This is a genomic window from Kitasatospora sp. NEAU-69, assembly GCF_057158765.1.
On sequence record NZ_JBWXUE010000003.1, the window covers coordinates 12,957 to 32,748 of the forward strand.

General features: G+C 73.3%; 16 protein-coding genes. 5 read left to right on the forward strand and 11 right to left on the reverse strand.

Annotated features, from left to right (window positions below; translation table 11 throughout):
* Both AC060L_RS04315 and rpe read right to left on the reverse strand, forming a co-directional pair.
* Complete coding sequence (locus tag AC060L_RS04315) at positions 1-960, reverse strand: pirin family protein (RefSeq protein ID WP_483797074.1); 960 nt, start codon at positions 958-960, stop codon at positions 1-3.
* A 100-nt stretch (positions 961-1,060) separates the two neighbouring features.
* A complete protein-coding gene (gene rpe / locus AC060L_RS04320) occupies positions 1,061-1,744 on the reverse strand; it encodes a ribulose-phosphate 3-epimerase (protein ID WP_483797075.1) in 684 nt (227 codons plus the stop codon).
* 212 nt (positions 1,745-1,956) lie between these two features.
* Here rpe and AC060L_RS04325 point away from each other — a divergent pair, with 212 nt between their 5' ends.
* Both AC060L_RS04325 and AC060L_RS04330 read left to right on the forward strand, forming a co-directional pair.
* On the forward strand, positions 1,957-2,823 hold the full coding sequence (locus AC060L_RS04325) for an SCO6745 family protein (protein ID WP_483797076.1): 867 nt from the start codon (positions 1,957-1,959) through the stop codon (positions 2,821-2,823).
* Positions 2,824-3,032: 209 nt separating this feature from the next.
* Entirely contained in the window at positions 3,033-4,253 is a 1,221-nt protein-coding gene (locus tag AC060L_RS04330; protein ID WP_483797077.1) for an FUSC family protein, read from the forward strand.
* Between the two features lie 91 nt (positions 4,254-4,344).
* On the opposite strand, the gene AC060L_RS04335 is transcribed toward AC060L_RS04330, so the two are convergent.
* The 3 genes from AC060L_RS04335 to AC060L_RS04345 all read right to left on the reverse strand — a co-directional run bounded on the left by AC060L_RS04335 (position 4,345) and on the right by AC060L_RS04345 (position 7,253).
* Positions 4,345-5,316 (reverse strand): aldo/keto reductase, encoded by a 972-nt coding sequence (locus AC060L_RS04335; RefSeq protein WP_483797079.1) that lies wholly within the window; start codon positions 5,314-5,316, stop codon positions 4,345-4,347.
* A 63-nt stretch (positions 5,317-5,379) separates the two neighbouring features.
* Positions 5,380-6,222 carry an ABC transporter permease gene (locus tag AC060L_RS04340; protein WP_483797080.1) on the reverse strand — a complete coding sequence of 281 codons (843 nt, stop codon included), beginning with the start codon at positions 6,220-6,222 and terminating at the stop codon, positions 5,380-5,382.
* On the reverse strand, positions 6,222-7,253 hold the full coding sequence (locus AC060L_RS04345; RefSeq protein ID WP_483797081.1) for an ATP-binding cassette domain-containing protein: 1,032 nt from the start codon (positions 7,251-7,253) through the stop codon (positions 6,222-6,224). Before AC060L_RS04345 ends, AC060L_RS04340 begins: the two co-directional genes overlap by 1 nt.
* 115 nt (positions 7,254-7,368) lie before the next feature.
* On the opposite strand from AC060L_RS04345, the gene AC060L_RS04350 reads away from it, so the two are divergent.
* Entirely contained in the window at positions 7,369-8,109 is a 741-nt protein-coding gene (locus tag AC060L_RS04350) for a TetR/AcrR family transcriptional regulator (protein WP_483797082.1), read from the forward strand.
* 244 nt (positions 8,110-8,353) lie between these two features.
* Positions 8,354-9,907: an MFS transporter gene (locus AC060L_RS04355; RefSeq protein ID WP_483797426.1), complete on the forward strand. Its 1,554-nt coding sequence runs from the start codon at positions 8,354-8,356 to the stop codon at positions 9,905-9,907.
* 19 nt (positions 9,908-9,926) lie between these two features.
* Here the strand turns inward: AC060L_RS04355 and AC060L_RS04360 are convergent, their stop codons facing one another.
* The 3 genes from AC060L_RS04360 to def form a co-directional block, all read right to left on the reverse strand.
* Positions 9,927-11,429, reverse strand: a complete 1,503-nt coding sequence (locus tag AC060L_RS04360) for an RsmB/NOP family class I SAM-dependent RNA methyltransferase (RefSeq protein WP_483797083.1) — start codon at positions 11,427-11,429, stop codon at positions 9,927-9,929.
* A gap of 73 nt (positions 11,430-11,502) precedes the next feature.
* Positions 11,503-12,438 carry a methionyl-tRNA formyltransferase gene (gene fmt / locus AC060L_RS04365; RefSeq protein WP_483797084.1) on the reverse strand — a complete coding sequence of 312 codons (936 nt, stop codon included), beginning with the start codon at positions 12,436-12,438 and terminating at the stop codon, positions 11,503-11,505.
* A gap of 48 nt (positions 12,439-12,486) precedes the next feature.
* A complete protein-coding gene (def, locus tag AC060L_RS04370; RefSeq protein ID WP_483797085.1) occupies positions 12,487-13,032 on the reverse strand; it encodes a peptide deformylase in 546 nt (181 codons plus the stop codon).
* A 211-nt stretch (positions 13,033-13,243) separates the two neighbouring features.
* Between def and AC060L_RS04375 the strand changes: the two genes are divergently transcribed.
* Positions 13,244-13,789, forward strand: coding sequence for a hypothetical protein (locus AC060L_RS04375; protein ID WP_483797086.1), 546 nt, complete (start codon positions 13,244-13,246; stop codon positions 13,787-13,789).
* Between the two features lie 1,169 nt (positions 13,790-14,958).
* On the opposite strand, the gene AC060L_RS04380 is transcribed toward AC060L_RS04375, so the two are convergent.
* The 3 genes from AC060L_RS04380 to coaBC form a co-directional block, all read right to left on the reverse strand.
* Positions 14,959-17,043, reverse strand: coding sequence for a primosomal protein N' (locus AC060L_RS04380; RefSeq protein ID WP_483797088.1), 2,085 nt, complete (start codon positions 17,041-17,043; stop codon positions 14,959-14,961).
* Positions 17,044-17,151: 108 nt separating this feature from the next.
* Positions 17,152-18,345: a methionine adenosyltransferase gene (gene metK / locus AC060L_RS04385; RefSeq protein ID WP_483797089.1), complete on the reverse strand. Its 1,194-nt coding sequence runs from the start codon at positions 18,343-18,345 to the stop codon at positions 17,152-17,154.
* Positions 18,346-18,551: 206 nt separating this feature from the next.
* Entirely contained in the window at positions 18,552-19,757 is a 1,206-nt protein-coding gene (coaBC, locus tag AC060L_RS04390) for a bifunctional phosphopantothenoylcysteine decarboxylase/phosphopantothenate--cysteine ligase CoaBC (RefSeq protein WP_483797090.1), read from the reverse strand.
* Between the last annotated feature and the right edge of the window lie 35 nt (positions 19,758-19,792).

Genomic DNA, 19,792 nt, shown 5'->3' on the forward strand with positions numbered 1-19,792 from the left:
TCAGCGCGCCCGACCCCGCGGCTTGAGGGGCACCGACGGCAGCGTCGGAGCGCCCAGCCGGTCGCCGTCGTAGCCGTGCACCTCGCCGAAGCGGGTGCCGGTCATCCACTCCTCGCGTGCCTGCCTGACGTCCTCGTCGGTGCGGCCGAGGAAGTTCCACCACATCAGGATCTGCTCCTCGAACGGCTCACCGCCGAGCAGCAGCAGGGAGCTGTCGGTCCGGGCGAGCAGCGGGAGTTCGCGGCGGCCGCAGCCGAGGTAGAGGATCGAGCCGGGCTCGACGCGGACGCCGTCCACGTCGACGCTGCCGCTTATGGCGAGCGCCGCGTACTCGAAGTCCGGCTCCAAGGGCAGCTTGGCGGTGCTGCCCTCGTGCAGGGTCAGGTCAACGCCGACGAGCGGGCTGTACGTGGTGCCCGGGGAGGCGGCGCCGTCCACCTCGCCGAGGATGACCGTGCCGTGCAGGCCGGCGGCGGTGATCTCGGGGAGGGTGGCGTGGTGTTCGAAGGTCGGGGCGGTGTGCCGGTGGGCGTCCGGCAGGGCCACCCAGAGCTGGGCGCCGTGCAGCAGGCGGGCGTGCTCGCGAGGGGACTCCTCGGAGTGCGAGATGCCGTGGCCGGAGGTCATCAGGCCGAGCTCGCGCGGCCGGACGGTCTGCAGGCTGCCGAGGCTGTCGCGGTGCAGCACCTCGCCGTCGTGCAGCCAGCTGACGGTCTGCAGGCCGGTGTGCGGGTGCGGCGGGACCTGCATGCCGGGCTCGTCGGCGATGTCGTCGGGGCCGTAGTGGTCGACGAAGCACCAGGCGCCGACCATGCGTCGCCCGAGGTTGGGCAGCAGGCGACGGACTTCGGTGCTCTCGCCGAGCTGCACGGTCCGGCCGGTCAGCAGATCGCGGACCGGACCGGCGCTGGCGTCGCCGCCGCACAGGGTCGCGGCGGGCTTGAGATCAAGGTTGCTCACCCGGCCACGGTACCGACTCACGGCGCCGGTGCCGTGACCGGCGCCTGATACCCGGTCACTTGATGTCCGGCCACTTGATATCCGGCCACTTGGCATCCGGTCAGTGCGCGCACGCCCAGGCCGCGGTGGCGGTGGCGGCGTCGGCCTGGGCACGCAGCGCGCGGACGGCCTCGGCCGGGTCGGAGGCGCCGTAGACGGCCGAGCCGGCCACGAAGACGTCGGCGCCGGCCTCGGCGCAGCGCTCGATCGTGCTCGCCGAGACGCCGCCGTCCACCTGGAGCCACAGCTCCAGGCCGTGCTTGGCGATCAGCTCCCGGGTCCGGCGGATCTTGGGCAGCATGATGTCCAGGAAGGACTGGCCGCCGAAGCCGGGCTCGACCGTCATGATCAGCAGCATGTCCAGCTCGGGCAGCAGGTCCTCGTACGGCTCGATCGGGGTGGCCGGCTTGAGCGCCATCGAGGCGCGGGCGCCCTTGGCGCGGATCTCCCGGGCCAGCCGGACCGGCGCCGCCGCGGCCTCGACGTGGAAGGTGACCGAGCCCGCGCCGGCCTCGACGTACTGCGGGGCCCAGCGGTCGGGCTGCTCGATCATCAGGTGGCAGTCCAGCGGGGTGTCGGTGGCCCGGGCCAGCGACTCGACGACCGGGACGCCGAGGGTCAGGTTCGGCACGAAGTGGTTGTCCATCACATCGACGTGCAGCCAGTCGGCCCCCCGCACGGCCTCGGCCTCCTGGGCGAGACGCGCGAAGTCCGCGGACAGGATGCTGGGGTTGATCTGGGCCATGACCGACTACCTTCGTGCGAGGACTGGGGCGCCGCGGGGAGCGGGCACCTCATCCCATCATCCCGCGCCGCGTCACCGGCAACCGCACGCTGTCACCACCGGGTGACCGTCATCACACCCCGGCCCGGGTTACCGGGGCGGCTGCCATGGTCATCAGCACTTGAGCAGCCACCCGCACCAGTACCAACCACCCGTGCCAGGAAGGTCTCCCGATGTCCGATCCCGTCCACCCCGCCCGCGCGCTCTGGTGGCTCTTCGAGCCGGTGTACGCCGTCACCTTCCTCCAGCCCGAGAGCCGGGCGGCCTTCGAGGCCGCCGGGCTGGACGGTGGCTGGCGCGGCTACTTCGCCGGCCGCTCGGCTCCGCTGGGCGCGGTGGACGCACCGCCGGTGACCGCCGCGTTCTTCAGCTTCTCCCCGGCGATGGTCGAGCGCGCCCTGCCGGACGTGTGGACGCGCGCGAGCCCCGAGCAGGCGCTGGCCGCCCGGACCGAGAGCTCCGCGGCGGTGCTGGCCCGGCTGCTGACGCCGGTGAAGCCCGAGCAGGTCGAGGCGGCGGCGACCGCGCTGGAGGCGGCGGTGGCCCGGCTGGACTTCGCCGGCCGGGTGCTGGCCGCCGCCAACGCCGCGCTCCCCAGGCCCGCGGACGTGTACGGACGCCTGTGGCAGGCCGCGACCGTGCTGCGCGAGCACCGCGGGGACGGCCACGTGGCCGCGCTGGTCGCGGCCGGGCTGGACGGCTGCGAGGCGCCGGTCCTCCACTGCGCGCTGGACGCCGGCCGCGAGGTGCTCCAGCCACTGCGCGGATGGACGGACGAGGAGTGGGACGCAGCGGCGGCGCGGCTGGCCGAGCGGGGCTGGCTGACGGCGCAGCGGACGGGCGCGGCGACGGTCACCGAGCTCGGCCGGATCCGGCACCGATCCATCGAGGCCGCCACCGACCTGGCCGCCGGGCGCGCGTGGGAGGGCCTGTCACACGACGAACTCGACGGCCTGACGGCCACCTTGAAGCCGATCGCGGCGATCTGTCGCGAGCAGATGCCGATCAACCCGCTCGCAATGCCGCCAGTGAGCCGATGAGCCAGTGAAACCAGTGACCCGGTGACTCAGCGGCCGGCCGCCCCACTCCCGCACTCGAAGACCAGCACGTCATAGCGCTCCGACACGGGCGCGCCGGCGTCCGCGACCATCTCACGCACCGTCATCCCGCGAAGGGCAAACGGGTGAACCACGCGCGCCGCTGCCGCAGCGCGCCCCCGGGACCCACCGCGCCACGGTAGAGAGGACCGATGCCCGCCCTCCCCGCCGCGGCGACCGACCTGCTCGACCGCGCCCGCAAGGACCCCACCGTCTCGCAGACCGTCCGCGCGACCGCGGCGGCCACCCTCGCCTATGCCGTCGCCGTCCACCTGAGCAGCCAGCCGGCGCCGCTGACCGCACCGCTCACCGCGCTTCTGGTCGTCCAGGTGACCGTCTACTCGACGATCACCACCAGCGTCCGCCGAGTCACCTCGGTGGTCGTCGGGGTGGTGATCGCGATCGGGTTCAGCTCGGTGGTCGGGCTGTCCTGGTGGAGCCTGGGGCTGATCATCCTGGCCTCGCTGATCATCGGACGGTTCGTCCGGGTGGACGAGTTCGTCAACGAGGTCGCGATCAGCGCCATGCTGGTGCTCGGCGTCACCCGGCTCGCCTCGCAGGCCTGGGACCGGGTGCTGGAGACGCTGATCGGGGCCGTGGTCGGGCTGCTCTTCAACCTGCTCTTCGCGCCTCCGGTCTGGGTGGACACCGCGGGCGAGTCGATCGAGGACCTGGCCAGGCGGGCCCGCGGCCTGCTGCGGAGCATCGGCGAGGAGCTCGGCGGGCCGACCCCGGTCGAACGGGCGGCCGCCCGGCTGCACGAGGCGCGCGACCTCGACCAGGCGATCGCCGAGGTCGACGCGGCGCTGCGGCAGGCGGAGGACAGCCTGCGGCTCAACCCGCGGATCAGCGAGGGCCTGCTCTCCCGGCTGGTGCTGCGCACCGGGCTGGACACGCTGGAGATCTGCGTGGTCGTGATCCGGGTGCTGGCCCGCTCGATCACCGACCTCGCCAAGCGGCGCGATCCGGGTGAGCGGCTCTTCCCGGCGGAGGTCGCACGGGCGCTCGAGGAGCTGCTCGGGCACGTCGGCAGCGCACTGGTCAGCTTCGCCGTCCTGGTCACCACTCAGGTCAGCCAGGACGCCGAGGACGCCGAGGAGCGCCTGACGTCGGAGCTCGACGCCGCCTGGGTCAGCCGGGAGGAGGTCGCCCAGCTGCTGCTGCGCCGGGTGCAGGCGTACCCGGAGGCCTGGCAGCTGCACGGCTCGCTGCTCGCGGAGGTCGACCGGATCCTGGACGAGCTGAACCTCGAACACCGCTCGCGCCGGCTGATGGAGGAGCTGGACCGCGCCTCGGCCGAGCAGCACGCAGCCGCCGGTGCGCTGAACCGGTTGCGCCGACTGGCCCGCGGCGACCGGCGCGAGCGCGGCTGAGGCTGAGGCTGAGCAACGCGTCTGGCCTGGACGGACTGCGTGATGCCACGCAGTCCGTCCAGGCGTCCAGGCCAGGCTCAGCCGAGCCGACTCACCAGGCGTAGTCCTCCGGCGCCGGCCGGTGGCCCGGGAAGATCTCGTCCAGCCGGTCCAGCGTCTTCTGGTCGAGCGTCACGTCCAGCGCCCGCACCGCCGCGTGCAGCTGCTCCAGCGTGCGCGGGCCGACGATCGGCGCGGTGACCGCGGGCCGGGTGAGCAGCCAGGCGAGCGCGATGTCACCGGGCTCGTGGCCGAGCTCGGCGGCGAGGTCCTCGTACGCCTGGAGCTGCTCGCGCTTGGCCGCCAGCGTCTCGGCGGCCCGGCCCGAGGTGCGCCGGACGCCCTCGCGCTCCTTGCGCAGCACCCCGCCGAGCAGGCCGCCGTGCAGCGGCGACCACGGGATCACGCCGAGCCCGTAGTGCTGGGCGGCCGGCAGCACCTCGCGCTCGACGCTGCGCTCCAGCAGGTTGTACAGCGACTGCTCGCTGGTCAGGCCGAGGAAGTTGCGGGCCCGGGCGGCCTCCTGGGCCTGGGCCAGGTGCCAGCCGGCGAAGTTGCTGGACCCGACGTAGACGATCTTGCCCTGGGCGACCAGCACCTCCATCGCCTGCCAGATCTCCTCCCACGGAGTCGCCCGGTCGATGTGGTGCATCTGGTAGAGGTCGATGTAGTCGGTCTGCAGCCGGCGCAGGCTCGCGTCCACCGCGCGGCGGATGTTGAGCGCGGAGAGCTTGCCCTCGTTGGGCCAGCTCCCCATCTCACCGTAGAGCTTGGTGGCGATCACGGTCCGCTCGCGGCGGCCGCCGCCCTGGGCGAACCAGTTGCCGATGATCTCCTCGGTACGGCCGCGGTTCTCGGCCCAGCCGTAGACGTTGGCCGTATCGAAGAAGTTGATGCCCTGGTCGTGGGCGGTGTCCATGATCTGGTGGGCGTCCGGCTCCTCGGTGTGCGGGCCGAAGTTCATCGTGCCGAGGCAGAGACGGGAGACGCGCAGGCCGGTCCGGCCGAGGTGGGTGTACTCCATAACAGCACAGCCTCACTCATCAACTCACACTGCCGCAAGGCTCAACTCAAGCTGCCGCAAGGCTCATCGGCCGTGCGCCGCGTAACGCCGCACCGCGAGCGGCGCGCAGATCAGCAGCAGCAGCGCCGACCAGGCCAGTGTCGCCACCACCGGGTGGTGCAGCGGCCAGGCCGTTCCCACCGAGGTCGGGTTGCCGAACAGCTGCCGGCAGCCGGCGACCACCGAGCTGACCGGGTTCCACTCCGCGACCACCCGCAGCCAGGGGGGCATCCCGCCGGTCGGCACGTACGTGTTGGTGATCATCGCGATCGGGAACGTCAGCACGGCCAACTGTCCCGCCACCTCCTCTCGTCCGGCCAGCAGACCGAGCACGGTCCCCAGCCAGGTCATCACGAAACGGAACAGCAACAGCAACCCGAACCCGGCCAGCGCATCCGCGATGCCCCGGTGCGCGCGCCAGCCCGTCGCCAGGCCGACCGCGACCAGCGGGACCAGCACGACCGTGGTGACCAGCAGATCGGCGAGCGTGGTGCCGAGCAGCACGCCGGCCCGGGAGACGGGCATCGAGCGGATCCGGTCGGCCGCGCCCCGGCCGAGGTCGCGGGCGGTGCCGACCATGGTGGGCATCACCCCGTTGACGGCGACCATGGCGAACAGACCCGGCATCAGGAACGCGCGGTAGTTGCCCCCGCCGGGCAGGGACATCGCGCTGCCGAAGACGTAGCCGAAGACGACGACCATCACCACCGGCACCGCCAGCGAGGCCGCGACCAGGCCCGGCGAGTGACGGTAGTGCAGCAGCACCCGGGTGGCGGAGGTGGCCGCATCGGCGCCGATCCGGCGCAGCGCGGACGGACGGCGCGCGGACGGACGGCGGACCTCGGGGGCGAGCGCGAGCGTGGACATCAGGCCGCCACCTCCGCCGCGGCCGTAGCCGTACCCGTACCGGTAGCCGCAGAGCCACCGCTGGTCAGGGCGAGGAACACGTCGTCCAGCGTCGGCGTGCGCAGCGCGACGTCCCGCACCACGACCCCCACCGCGTCCAGCTCCCGCACCACCTGCGGCAGCGAGACCTCCAGGCCCGGTGTGGAGACGACCGAGACCAGCAGCCGGTCCGGGTCGGTCTGCGGCCGCCCGCCGGTGAGCGCGGCGAGCCCGGCCTGCGCCGCCGCCAGGTCGTCGGCGCCCGCCACCGCGACCTCGACCCGGGCGCCGATCGAGGCCTTGAGCCGGTCCGGTGGACCGTCCGCGATGGCCCTCCCCTGGCCGATCACCAGCACGTGGTCGGCCAGCCGGTCCGCCTCGTCCAGGTACTGCGTGGTCAGCAGCACCGTCGTCCCGGTTCCGGTCAACTCTCGCACCGCGTCCCAGATCTCGCCACGGCTGCGCGGGTCGAGGCCGGTGGTCGGCTCGTCCAGGAACAGCACCGGCGGCCGGGTGACCAGGCAGGCGACCAGGTCGAGCCGGCGCCGCTGGCCGCCGGAGTACGTACGGACCAGCCGGTCGGCGACGTCCGCCAGCCCGAACCGCTCCAGCAGCTCGTCACTGCGCCGGCGCGCCTCGCGACCGCCGAGGTGGTGGAACCGCCCGACGAGCCGGAGGTTCTCCCGGCCGGTGATGCCCTCGTCCACGGCGGCGTGCTGGCCGGCCAGCCCGATGCTGCGACGCACCTGCTCCGGCTCGGTGGCCACGTCGTAGCCGGCGACCGTGGCGGTGCCGCGGTCGGGCGTGGCGAGTGTGGCGAGGATCCGCACGGCGGTGGTCTTGCCGGCGCCGTTCGGGCCGAGCAGGCCGTAGACGGTGCCGGCCGGGACGGCCAGGTCGAGCCCGTCGAGCGCCTGGGTCTTGCCGTAGCGCTTGCCCAGGCCCGTGGCCGAGACGGCGAGTTGTGCCCGGGACGTTGCTCGGGACGTTGCTCGGGAGATTGCTCGGGACATGGCTGTGCCCTCCTTGTTCCGGAGCTTCTAAGTACCTCGTACGTAGAAGCGCTGTTGCCAGAATCGTACTACGTACGGCGTACGTCGCTAAGATGTGAACCGAGGTGATCTTTCAGTGCCGTCGAACAAGCCCCCCGCAGATGCGTCCACCCCCGCCGAGAGCCACGCCGTCCCGGAGCTGATCTGGCTGCGCCCGGAGCGGCACGGCCGCGGGCCGCGCCCCGCACACAGCCGCGCCTCGATCGCCGCGGCCGCGGTCGCGCTGGCCGACGCCGAGGGACTGGAGGCCGTGACGATGCGCCGGATCGCCGCCGAACTCGGCGCGGGCACCATGTCGCTCTACAACTACGTGCCGAAGAAGGAGCAGTTGTTCGACCTGATGCTCGACGCGGTCTGCGCCGAGTACGAGCTGCCCGACGCCTCGTCCGGCGACTGGCGCGCCGACCTCACGCTGCTCGCCCGTCAGCAGCTCACGATCCTGCGCAGGCACGCCTGGGCGGTGACGGTCATCCGCACCCGCGCCTCGTTCGGGCCGAACAGCCTGCGGGTCACCGAGTTCTTCCTCGGCGCCCTGGCCGGCACCGAGCTGAGCAGCGGCCAGAAGATGGAGTCGCTGGCGCTGCTCACCGGCTTCGTCTGCCAGTTCGCCGACTGGGAGCAGGCCACCGTCACCGCCGCGGCCGATCCGCAGCAGTGGCACAGCGACCTGATGACGTATCTGACCGGCGTCGCGATGAGTGGCGAGTACCCCCACCTGTCCGCGACGCTGGCCGGCGGCTCCGGAGCGACACCGGACCTGCAGTCCTCCTTCGAGCGCTACCTGGACCGGCTGCTCACCGTCCTCGTGCTGCCCTGACGGCGGGGGCCGCTCCCCCACGGGCCCGGTGACGCGGATTCAGCGGATTCAGCCGTGCGGATGACATCGACGCGGCGCGCCGCCGCTGCGACACTCGGCGCGGGCAGGGTCAGTCCGTACCCGGGGCGGCGCACAGCCGTCCCGCCCGCCCGAACCGGAAGGGAAGGGACCCGTGGGATCCGACAAGGCCTCCGCAGCATCCGCACCCACTGCCGCCGCGAGCCAGTCGCTGACGCTGGCGGGCATGATGTTCGCCGTCTCGATGACGTTCATCGACCAGACCATCGTCTCCATCGCCGCCCCCAGCATCATCCACGAGGTGGGCCTCTCCTCGGCCGGGATGCAGTGGGTGGTCAACGCCTACCTGCTCTCGCTCGCCGCGTTCTTCGCGCTCGGCGGGCGCCTCGCCGACATTCTCGGGCACCGGCGGATGATGCTGATCGGCACGCTGACGTTCGTGATCGCCTCGGCGATGTGCGGCGCGGTGCCGTCCGGCAGCGGTGCGGAGGCCTGGCTGATCATCTTCCGCGCGGTGCAGGGCCTCGGTGCGGCGCTGATGTTCCCGGCGGCGCTCGCGGTCGTCGTCGAGGTGTTCCCGCTGGAGCGGCGCGGCCGCGCGCTGGCGCTCTTCTTCGGGGTCGCCGGCGGCCTGACCGCGATTGGCCCGATCCTCGGCGGCTGGCTGACCAGTTGGACCTGGCGGGCGATCTTCTGGGTCAACATCCCGGTCGCGATCGTCGCGGTCGTGCTCACGATGATGGCCAGGATCCGCAACACGCCGCGCCCCGAGCCGATCGACTGGACGGGCGCCGCGCTGGCCGCGGTCGGCATGGGCCTGAGTGTGCTCGGGCTGCAGCAGGCGTCCAGCTGGGGCTGGGGCAGCGCGACGACCTGGCTCTGCATCGGCGGCGGACTGCTCGTCCTGGTGCTCTTCGTCTTCGCCGAACTGCGCAGCGCGGACCCGCTGATCACCATGCAGGTCTTCAAGGACCGGGCCTTCGCGGCGGACAACGCCGTGCTGTTCTTCGCGATGATGGCGTTCGTCCCGGTCTTCTTCTTCGCCTCGGTCTACGCCCAGGTGGCGCTCGGCTACACGCCCAACCAGGCGGGCACCTACCTGCTGGTCTTCTTCCTCGGCTTCGCACCGGGCTCGCAGGTCGGCGGCCGGATGCTGGACCGGCGCGGCGCCCGGCCGCCGATGCTGCTGGGCACCGCGATCGGCGCGCTCGGCTTCGCGCTCTGGGCGGCGAAGATCACCGATCTGTCGCTCGGCGCCCAGTGGCCGTACATCGTGCTGGGCGGTGTGGGCATCGGGCTGCTGCTCACCCCTGCCTCGACCGATGCCGTCAACCGGGCGATCGGCGCCTCGTACGGCGAGGTCACCGGGATCACCCAGACCGTGCGCAACTACTCGGCCAGCCTCAGCCTGGCGGTGCTCGGCACTATCCTGCTGAACACCACGACCTCGAAGGTCGAAGCCACGCTGAAGCAGCAGGGGCTGCCGGCGGCGGCCGCGCACGCGACCGCCAAGACCGTCACGCAGAGCCTCACGGGCCACGGCGGCGGCCAGGGCGCGCCGGCCGGGATCAGCCCCGGCCTGCTCGACGCGATCCGGCGGGACTTCGCCGAGGGCAACCGCCCGGTGCTGCTCGGCATGGCGGCGGCGCTCGCGGTCGCGTTCCTGTGCGCGCTGCGCCACCCCGGCACCCGGGTCACGGCGGCCTCCCAACGCACCTCCCGCCCGGCCGTGTTGACCACGGACCCGAGCGGGGAGGCGGCGGACGGCGGCACTGGCTGACCGCTATGGAGTCGTGCGCTCAGGCCGTGCGGCGCAGCAGCGCGAGGTACATCGCGTCGGTGCCGTGCAGGTGCGGCCAGAGCTGCACGTCCGGCCCGTCGCCGAGCGCCGGCACGCCCGGCAGCAGCGGACGGGCGTCCACCCACTCCACGGCCGCCGTGCCACCGCTCACACCACTGCCCGCGCCGTCCCCGTTGCCGTCGCCCTTGGCCAGCCCGCGCAGCACGTCGTCCACCACCGCGCGGGTCTCCGCCAGGTGCGGCGAGCAGGTCGCGTAGCCGACCACGCCGCCGACCCGCACCGAGTCGATCGCCGAGCGCAGCAGATCCCGCTGCAACGGGCCGAAGCCGGCCACGTCCTGCGGGCTGCGCCGCCAGCGCGCCTCCGGCCGTCGGCGCAGCGCGCCCAGGCCCGAGCAGGGCACGTCCACCAGCACCCGGTCGAAGCTGCCCGGCCGCCAGGCGGGCTTGGTCCCGTCCGCGGTGATCACCGTGTACGGGCCGGGGTTGCCGTCCAGCGCGCGGGCCACCAGCCGGGCCCGGTGCGGCTGGCGCTCGCTGGCCACCAGCGCCGCGCCGCGGCCGGCGGCGAGCGCGCCGAGCAGCGCGGCCTTGCCACCGGGGCCGGCGCAGCCGTCCAGCCAGAGCCGGTCCGGACCGTCCAGCGGGGCGTTGGCCAGCGCGACGGCGACGAGCTGGCTGCCCTCGTCCTGGACGCCGGCCTGGTTCTGCTGGATCGCCGCGACCCCGGCCGGGTCGCCGCCCTCGGCGAGCCGGACCGCGTACGGCGACCAGCGGCCCGGCGAGCTCTCCGGCAGCGCCTCGGCGAGCTCCTCGGTGCCGATCCGGCCGGGCCGGGCGACCAGCGTCACCTCGGGCCGCTCGTTGTCGGCGCGCAGCAGCTCCTCGATCGCCGCCCGCCCGGCACTGCCGGGCTGCCAGCGGCCGAGCGCGTCCCAGAGCGCGGAGACCACCCAGCGCGGGTGCGAGTGGACGACCGCGAGGTGGTCCTCGGCGTCCTCCTCGTACGGCGGCGCGACCTGGGCGAGCCAGGCGTCCAGGTCCTGTGCGCTGATCCGGCGCAGCACCGCGTTGACGAACTTCGCCCGGCCGTCGCCGAGCACCGCCCGGGCCAGCTCGACGGTCGCCGAGACGGCCGCGTGGCTGGGGATCCGGGTGGCCAGCAGCTGGTGCGCACCGAGCGAGAGCACGTCCAGCACCGGCGGGTCGACCTCGCGCAGCGGCCGGTCGATGCAGGCGGCGATGATCGCGTCATAGCTGCCCTGGAGGCGCAGCGTGCCGTAGACCAGCTCGGTGGCGAGCGCGGCGTCCCGGCGGTCCATCCCCTTCTGCTCGGCCTCGCGCAGCAGCGAGGGCAGAATCAGGTTCGCGTAGGCGTCGCGCTCGTCCACGGCGCGCAGCGCGCGGAACGCGACGATCCGCGCGGGGTCCTTCTTCGGACGGCGGTGCGGCCTGGGTGCACGCTTGGCGGGGTTGGCGGAGTTGGCGGGGACAGTGCTCATCAGAAAACCTCAAAAGTGCTGCGGAAGTATGGGGCAACGGTAACGCGGCCGGCCGCGTGGCCGGCCCACGTGTTCAGCCGCCGAGCAGTTCGCCGCTCTCGATCCGCACCCCACGCGCCCAGTCTGCCGCGCGCATCGGCTTCTTGCCCTGCGGCTGCACCTCGCCCAGCTCGATCTCGTGGCTGCCGGTGCCGACCCGCACCGCGTTCTTGCTGACCGCGAGCTCACCGGGGGCCAGCTCAGCGGCGTCTGTGACGAGCTTCGCCGGGCCGGAGAGCTTGAGCCGCTCACCACGGAACGTGGTCCAGGCGCCGGGCGCGGGCGCGCAGCCGCGCACCAGGCGGTCGATCCGCAGCGCGGGGTGCTGCCACTCGATCCGGGCGTCCTCGACGTTGATCTTCGGCGCCAGCGTGATCCCGTCGGCCGGCTGCGGGACGGCCACCAGACTGCCGTCCTCGATGCCGTCCATGGTCGCGACGAGCAGGCCGGAGCCGGACCGGGCGAGCCGGTCCAGCAGCTCGCCGCTCGTGTCGGTCGGCCGGATCTCCTCGGTGATCACGCCGAAGACCGGGCCGGAGTCCAGGCCGCGCTCGATCCGGAACGTCGAGGCGCCGGTCATCTGGTCGCCGGCCAGCACCGCGTGCTGCACCGGGGCCGCGCCGCGCCACGCGGGCAGCAGCGAGAAGTGCAGGTTGACCCAGCCGTGCCGGGGGATCTCCAGCGCCGGCTCGCGCAGCAGCGCGCCGTAGGCGACCACCGGGCAGCAGTCGGGCGCCAGTTCGGCCAGCCGGGCGAGGAACTCGGGCTCGCCGGGCTTCGCGGGCTTGAGGACCTCGATCCCCGCCTCCTCGGCGCGCTGCCCGACCGGGCTGGCGACCAGCCGGCGGCCACGACCGGCGGGCGCGTCGGGCCGGGTCACCACCGCGACCACCTCGTGCCGGTCGGAGGCGAGCAGCGCCTCCAGGGCGGGAACGGCTACCTCGGGGGTTCCGGCGAAGACAAGACGCAAGACAACAGCCTTTCAGTACTCAGTCGTTGTGTTCGGCTATGCGGTCGCTCAGCGAACGGGACCGAACGTGCTGTGCGGCGAGACCCGGATCTCGGGGGCCGGGCCGGTGCCCCAGTCGGCCTCCCGGACGGCGCGCATCGCCTCCTTGCGCGCCTCCCGATCCAACCGGTCGATGAAGATGATCCCGTCCAGGTGGTCGGTCTCGTGCTGGATGCAGCGGGCCAGCAGCTGCGTGCCCTCGACGGTCACCGGGTCGCCGTACTCGTTGAAGCCGCGGGCCACCACGCCGAACGCGCGCCTGGTGTCGAAACGGAGGCCGGGCAGCGACAGGCAGCCCTCGGGGCCGTCCTGCTCCTCCTCGGAGAGGTGCAGGTCCGGATTGATCAGGTGGCCGGTCACACCGTCCACGTGGTAGGTGAACACCCTTAGGGATATCCCGAGTTGAGGCGCAGCCAGGCCGGCGCCCGGGGCGTCCAGCATGGTCTCGGTGAGGTCCTTGACCAGGGTGCGCAGCTCCTTGTCGAAGGTGGTCACCGGCTGCGCCTTCGCGCGCAGCACCGGGTCACCGAAGATCCGGATCGGCTTGATCGCCACGGCGGCAGGCTCCTTCTCGGGATCAGCGGCGGGCACGGCCGCGGGACAGCACGACAGTCTATGCGGTGGACGTGCCCATGTCGGCCGTCCTATCTGGCATATCCCGGACGGTTCCAACGCGTGACCCCGGACCCTGCTCCGGCGTTGGTCAAGTGGGATTGACCGAGAGTTTTCCGACCGTGAGTTTCACCGGGAAGGTGGCCTGAGCACGATGGCCGAGCAGATCAACCACGACACCCGGGCACGGGCGAGCCTGCACCTGCTGGTGCGCGACATCGAACGTGTCCGCCGCCAGGTCGACGCCCTGCGCACCCTCACCGCCCAGCTGGGCAACGTCTACCGGCCGCGCCGCCCGAGCAGCTCCGGCGGCTTCGTGGTCTACGGGCGGGCGCCGGCGCCGACCGTCCGGCTCGCCCAGGAACTGCGCGAGAGCGTGGAGACCCTGGTCGCGGCCGCCGTCGAGTTCGACCGCGCGCTCGGCTTCTCCTGGGACTCGGTGGGCTCCGCCCTCGGCGTCACCAAGCAGGCCGTGCACCGCCGCTACGGCATGCGCCGCTCGGCCGGCGAGCTGCTCGGCGCAGCGGGCGGCCCGACGGCAGGCGCAGTCCTGCCCGCCCCGGCCGGCCCCCGCGACGACCTGCTCCCCGACGACACCCCGCCCACCACCCCCACCCCAGAACCCGCCCACCTCGCCCGCACCGTCCCCGCCGCCCGCCAGGGCGGCCTCGACCGCCCCGGCCTCCAAGTCCGCAGCTGAGGCAGCCACCACACCACCTGCGGTGCGATGGGGGGGGGGGGGGGGGGGAAAAAAACTCTCCCCCCCCCCCCCTCCCCCCCCCCCCCCCCACCCCCCCCCCCCCCCCCACCCCCCCCCTCCGAGGTGGGGGAAGCCACCACACCACTGGGGGGGGGGGGGGGGGGGGGGGTGGGAAAGGCCGATTTCCGCCCCCCACTTACTCCACCCCCGCACCCCAACTCCCTAGCACCCCCAAGCCCTGAAAGTCAGCCACCCCGACTTCCCACGCCCAGCACCAAAAGTCACCCCCACCGACTACCGGGCACCCAACACCCCCACCCCACTCACCCCCCTGAAACTCACCCCCACCAACTTCCAGAAGCCCAGCGCCCCCACTCACCCCAGAAATCAGCCCCACCGACTTCTAGCACCCCCACACCACCCCACCCAGCCCCGAGAAGTCGTCCCCCCCAACTCCCCCTACTGCCCTTGAAAGTCACCCCCACCGACTTCCAAGGCCCCCAGCGCGAGTAACCCCCACTCACAAACCACCCCAGCACCCGAGAAGTCAGCCCACCCGACTTCTCCCACCCCCCGAAAGTCAGCCACCCCAACCTTCGGGGCCCACCACTCCCAAGCCCCTGAAGCCCCCCCCCCCCGACCCGAGAAGTCAGCCCCGCCGACTTCCGGAGCCCGAGCCCAGAAAGTCGCCCACCCCAACTTTCCCCGCACTCCCGCCGCCTCCCCGAACAAGGGAATCAGCCACTCCGACTTCCGCGCCCCAAGCACGGGACGTCAGCCACCCCGACTTTTCCCGCGCGCCCCCGAAAATCGCCCCCACCAACCCTCCGGGACCCGAGCCACCCTGAAAACAGGAAGTCGGCCCCTCCGACTTCCCGGGCGCCAGATACCCCCGAGCGAGCCAAGTCCGAACGCGCGTGTCGGCCACTCCGACTTCCCCGGGGCCAGGCGCCCCCGAGCGAGCCCAAGTCCGAACCCCGGAAGTCGGCCACTCCGACTTCTCTGGGGCCAGGCGGCCCCGAGCGAGCCAAGGTCCGAACCTCGGAAGTCGGCCACTCCGACTTTCGAGCCGACCCCCGAGCGAAGCTCAGCCCTCTCGTCCCCCGCGCCCCGAAAGTCGGCCACCCCGACTTTCCGCGCGCTCAGCAGAGCGGCCCACCCCCACCCCGCTACCCGATGTCCAGCGGGTCGATGCGCACCTTCACCGGCTCCGCCGTCCGCAGCGCCACCCGGGCGATCTGTGCGGCCTTCAGGGCCGAGGCCAAGGCTCCGCCCTGGCCTGGCCGGACTCGGAGCAGGGCGCGCTCCTGCTCCTCCCCCCGCACCGCCGGGAGCGGGACCGGGCCGAGGAGGTCGGTGCCCTCCGGGAGGCGGGTCAGGCTCAGCAGGTCCTCGACCGCTCGCGGCGTGCCGGTGACCGAGGCCATCCGGGAGACCGGCGGGAACCCGAGCTGCGCGCGTTCCTCCAGTTCCAGCCCGGCGTGCCCGGCCGGGTCCCAGCGGACCAGGGCCTGCACCGGCCGGGCGGTCGGCTCCGCGACGACCACCACCAGCCCGCCCGCCGCCGCCGGCCTGACCAGCGCCGCCGCCGCCAGCCAGAGCCGCAGGGTCTCCTCGCCCGCCCGCAGGTCGGGGCGGTTCAGCAGCGCCCAGCCGTCCAGCAGCAGCGCGGCCGCGTACCCGCCCTCGGCCACCGGCTCGGCGCCGGGCGTGGAGATCACCAGCGCCGGCTCCCCCGCGACGCCGGCCAGCACCGCGTCCCGCCCGCTGGTGCGGACCGGGACCTGCGGAAACGCCTTGCCCAGCTCCTCCGCCGTCCGCCGCGCACCCACCACCTGCGCCCGCAGCCGGAACGAGCCGCACTCGACGCAGTGCCACTCCTTCTCCTCCACCCCGCACCACGCGCAGCGCAGCGCACTCGCCGCGCCGGTGGCCTCCAGCGGCCCGACGCAGTGCGCGCAGCGGGCCGGCGTGCGGCAGCGCTCGCAGGCCAGCCGCGGCACGTACCCGCGGCGCGGCACCTGGACCAGCACCGGCCCCTCGCGCAACGCCTCGCGAGCCGCCTGCCAGGCGACCGAGGGCAGCCGGGCAGCGTGCGCCGCGGCGTCCCTGGCCTGGTCCCCGTCGCCGACGGTGCGGATCCGCGGCGCCGTCTCACGCACCACCGCGCGGTCGGCGGCCAGCGGCCTGGCCCACCCGGTGCGCAGCAGCTGCGCCCCCTCGACCGTCATCGCGAGCCCGCCGAGCAGCACCGCCGCCCCCTCCTCGGCGGCCCGCAGCAGCGCGACCTCGCGCACGTGCGGGTGCGGGGCGCGCGGGTCGCTGTGGCTGCTGTCGCCGTCCGACCAGACGACCAGCAGGCCGAGGTCGCGGACCGGCGCGAAGACGGTGGCCCGGGTGCCGATCACGGCGCGCACCGAGCCGCGGCTGACCGAGAGCCAAGCCCGGTAGCGCTCCTTGGGGCCGAGGTCGGCGGTGAGGACGGCATGTCGCTCCGGGCCGCCGAGCAGCTCGGTCAGCGCCTGGTCGACCCGCGCCACCGCCCGCCCGTCCGGCAGCACCACGAGCGCGCCGCGCCCGCCGGCCAGCGCCGCGACGACCGCGGCGGCGATCTCGCGCGGCCAGTCGGGCCCGGGCAGCGCCGTCCAGACCGCGCGGGGGGCGTGACCGGCGGTGAGTGCGCCGAGGAACTCCGGTCCGTGCGGGTAGCGCTGCCAGCCGCCCGGCTCGGGCGCGGCCGGCGGCGGGAGCGGCGCGGGCGAGGGCTCGGCCTCGGCCTTGGCGTGCCGGGGCGGCACGGCGAGTTGCAGCACGTCGGCGAGCGAGCCGGCGTAGCGGTCGGCGACCGTGCGGCTGAGCTTCAGCAGAGCGGGCGTCAGCACCGGCTCCGGCGAGAGCACCTGGGCCAGCGGGGCGAGCGGTCCGGTGTAGTCGCTGGTGGCCAGTCGGGCGACCACGAAGCCGTCGTGCAGCTCGCCGCCCTCACGCCGCCCGGCGGCGGTCACCCGGGCGCCGAACCGGACCCTGACCCGGACGCCGGGCTGCGCGGTCTCGGCCATCGCGACCGGGACGGCGTAGTCGAAGAACTGGTCGAGGTGCAGCAGGCCCTTGTCCACCACGACCCGGGCGACCGGAAGCTCCTCGGCCAGGTGGGCACCGCGCCAGGTCCGGGGCTTCGCCCGGCGCACGGTCTCGCGGATCAGCGCCAGCTGCTCGGGCGGCCCGCCGCCGGGGGTGGTGTCCTCGCTGCTCATGTCCGTTCAGTGGTACCACGTCGTGCTGACAACGAACGGCGGCGGCCACCCCAGCCGGGGTGACCGCCGCCGCCGAAAGCGATGGTCAAACAATGACCAGAGCCGTGATCAGGCGTTCGCAGCGACCTTCAGCTGCTCGGCCCGGTCGGTGCGCTCCCAGGTGAAGTCCGGCAGCTCACGGCCGAAGTGGCCGTACGCGGCGGTCTGGGAGTAGATCGGCCGCAGCAGGTCCAGGTCGCGGATGATCGCGGCCGGGCGCAGGTCGAAGACCTGGGTGACGGCCTCCTGGATCTTCAGCACCGGGACGGTCTCGGTGCCGAAGGTCTCGACGAACAGGCCCACCGGCTCGGCCTTGCCGATCGCGTACGCGACCTGCACCTCGGCGCGGGTGGCCAGGCCGGCCGCGACGATGTTCTTGGCGACCCAGCGCATCGCGTAGGCGGCCGAGCGGTCGACCTTGGACGGGTCCTTGCCGGAGAACGCGCCGCCGCCGTGGCGGGCCATGCCGCCGTAGGTGTCGATGATGATCTTGCGGCCGGTCAGGCCGGCGTCGCCCATCGGGCCGCCGATCTCGAAGCGACCGGTCGGGTTCACCAGCAGCCGGTAGTCCGAGGTGTCCAGGTCCAGACCCGCGAGCTCCGGCTCCACGACGAACTCGCGGATGTCGGGAGCGAGCAGCGAGTCCAGGTCGATGTCGCTGGCGTGCTGGGTGGAGACCACCACGGTGTCCAGGCGGACCGGCTTGTCACCGTCGTACTCGATGGTGACCTGGGTCTTGCCGTCGGGGCGCAGGTACGGGATCTTCCCGTTCTTGCGCACCTCGGTCAGCCGGCGCGCCAGGCGGTGCGCCAGCGTGATCGGCAGCGGCATCAGCTCGGGGGTGTCGTCGCACGCGTAGCCGAACATCAGGCCCTGGTCACCGGCGCCCTGGCGGTCCAGCTCGTCCTCGTCACCCTCGACGCGGTGCTCGTGCGCGCTGTCCACGCCCTGGGCGATGTCGGGCGACTGCGAGCCGATCGAGACCGAGACGCCGCACGAAGCGCCGTCGAAGCCCTTCTTCGAGCTGTCGTACCCGATCTCCAGGATCTTCTCGCGCACCAGCTGCGCGATCGGCGCGTACGCCTTCGTGGTGACCTCACCGGCGATGTGCACCTGGCCGGTGGTGATCAGCGTCTCCACGGCGACCCGGGAGGTCGGGTCGTCCTTCAGGAGGGCGTCGAGGATGGTGTCGCTGATCTGGTCAGCGATCTTGTCGGGGTGTCCCTCGGTGACGGATTCCGAGGTGAACAGGCGGCGAGACACAGCGCTCCCTGGGGTTGCAGCGGCTGCTGACTGAACGCTCCCGGCCGGGCCGGGGCGTCCGGAAAGACTTGATTCCTGGAGTGTAACGGTCGGCTTTCCTCCGGGAAGACTCCCTCCCCCATTTCTGGACAGGTCGTCTCACCAGATGATCACCCGGTCAGCCTTACCCGAAGGAGAACGGCGATAAACCGGACAACGTGTGTTACTCAGCGCGGCAGCCGGGCCGCGACCAGGTCCCAGACCGTCTCGGCGAGCTGCTCCTTGGGGCCGACCGGAATCGGCGTCTCGGAGCCGTCCGCACCGAGCACCACGGCCTCGTTGGTGTCCACGCCGAACGCCTTGCGCTCGCCGACCTCGTTGACCACCAGCAGGTCGCAGCCCTTGCGGGCGAGCTTGGCCCGGCCGTTGGCGAGCACCTCGTCGGTCTCCGCGGCGAAGCCGACCACCAGCTGGCCGGGACGGGCCCGGTGCGCACTGAGCTCGGCGAGGATGTCCGGGTTGCGGACCAGTGCGACCGGCGCGGGATCGACGCCGTCCTTCTTCTTGATCTTCCCAGTGGCATATTCGGCCGGCCGGAAATCGGCCACCGCGGCCGCCATCACGACCACGTCCGCCTCCGCCGCGACCTTGACGGCCGCCTCGCGCAGCTCCAGCGCTGTGGAGACCTTGATCACATCGACGCCGGCCGGCTCCGGCAGCTCGGCGTTCGCGGAGAGCAGCGTGACCCGGGCGCCGCGCGCGGCGGCGGTCGCGGCCAGCGCGTAGCCCTGCTTGCCGGACGAACGGTTGCCGAGGAAGCGCACCGGGTCGAGCGGCTCACGGGTGCCGCCGGCCGAGACCACCACGTGCCGGCCGGCCAGGTCCGCCTCCAGGCCGCCACGGGCCAGGATCCGGCGGCAGGCGGCGAAGATCGCGTCCGGGTCGGGCAGCCGGCCCTTGCCGGTGTCCACGCCGGTCAGCCGGCCGACGGCGGGCTCGATCACGATCGCGCCGCGCCGGCGCAGCGTCGCGACGTTCTCCTGGGTGGCCGGGTGCTCCCACATCTCGGTGTGCATCGCGGGGGCGAAGACCACCGGGCACCGGGCGGTCAGCAGCGTGTTCGTCAGCAGGTCGTCGGCCAGGCCGTGGGCGGCCTTGGCGAGCAGGTCGGCGGTGGCGGGCGCGACGATCACCAGGTCGGCCTGCTGCCCGATCCGCACGTGCGGGACCTCGTGCACCCGCTCCCAGGTCTCGGTGGCCGCCGGCCGCCCGGAGAGCGCGGCCCAGGTGGCCTCGCCGACGAAGTGCAGCGCCGCCGCGGTCGGCACCACGGTGACCTGGTGCCCCGACTCGGTGAACCGCCGGAGCAGCTCGCACGCCTTGTACGCGGCGATCCCGCCACTCACTCCGAGGACCACACGGGGCTGGTTCACAGGGCTCTTCTCAGTCACAGGGTCACCCTACGACC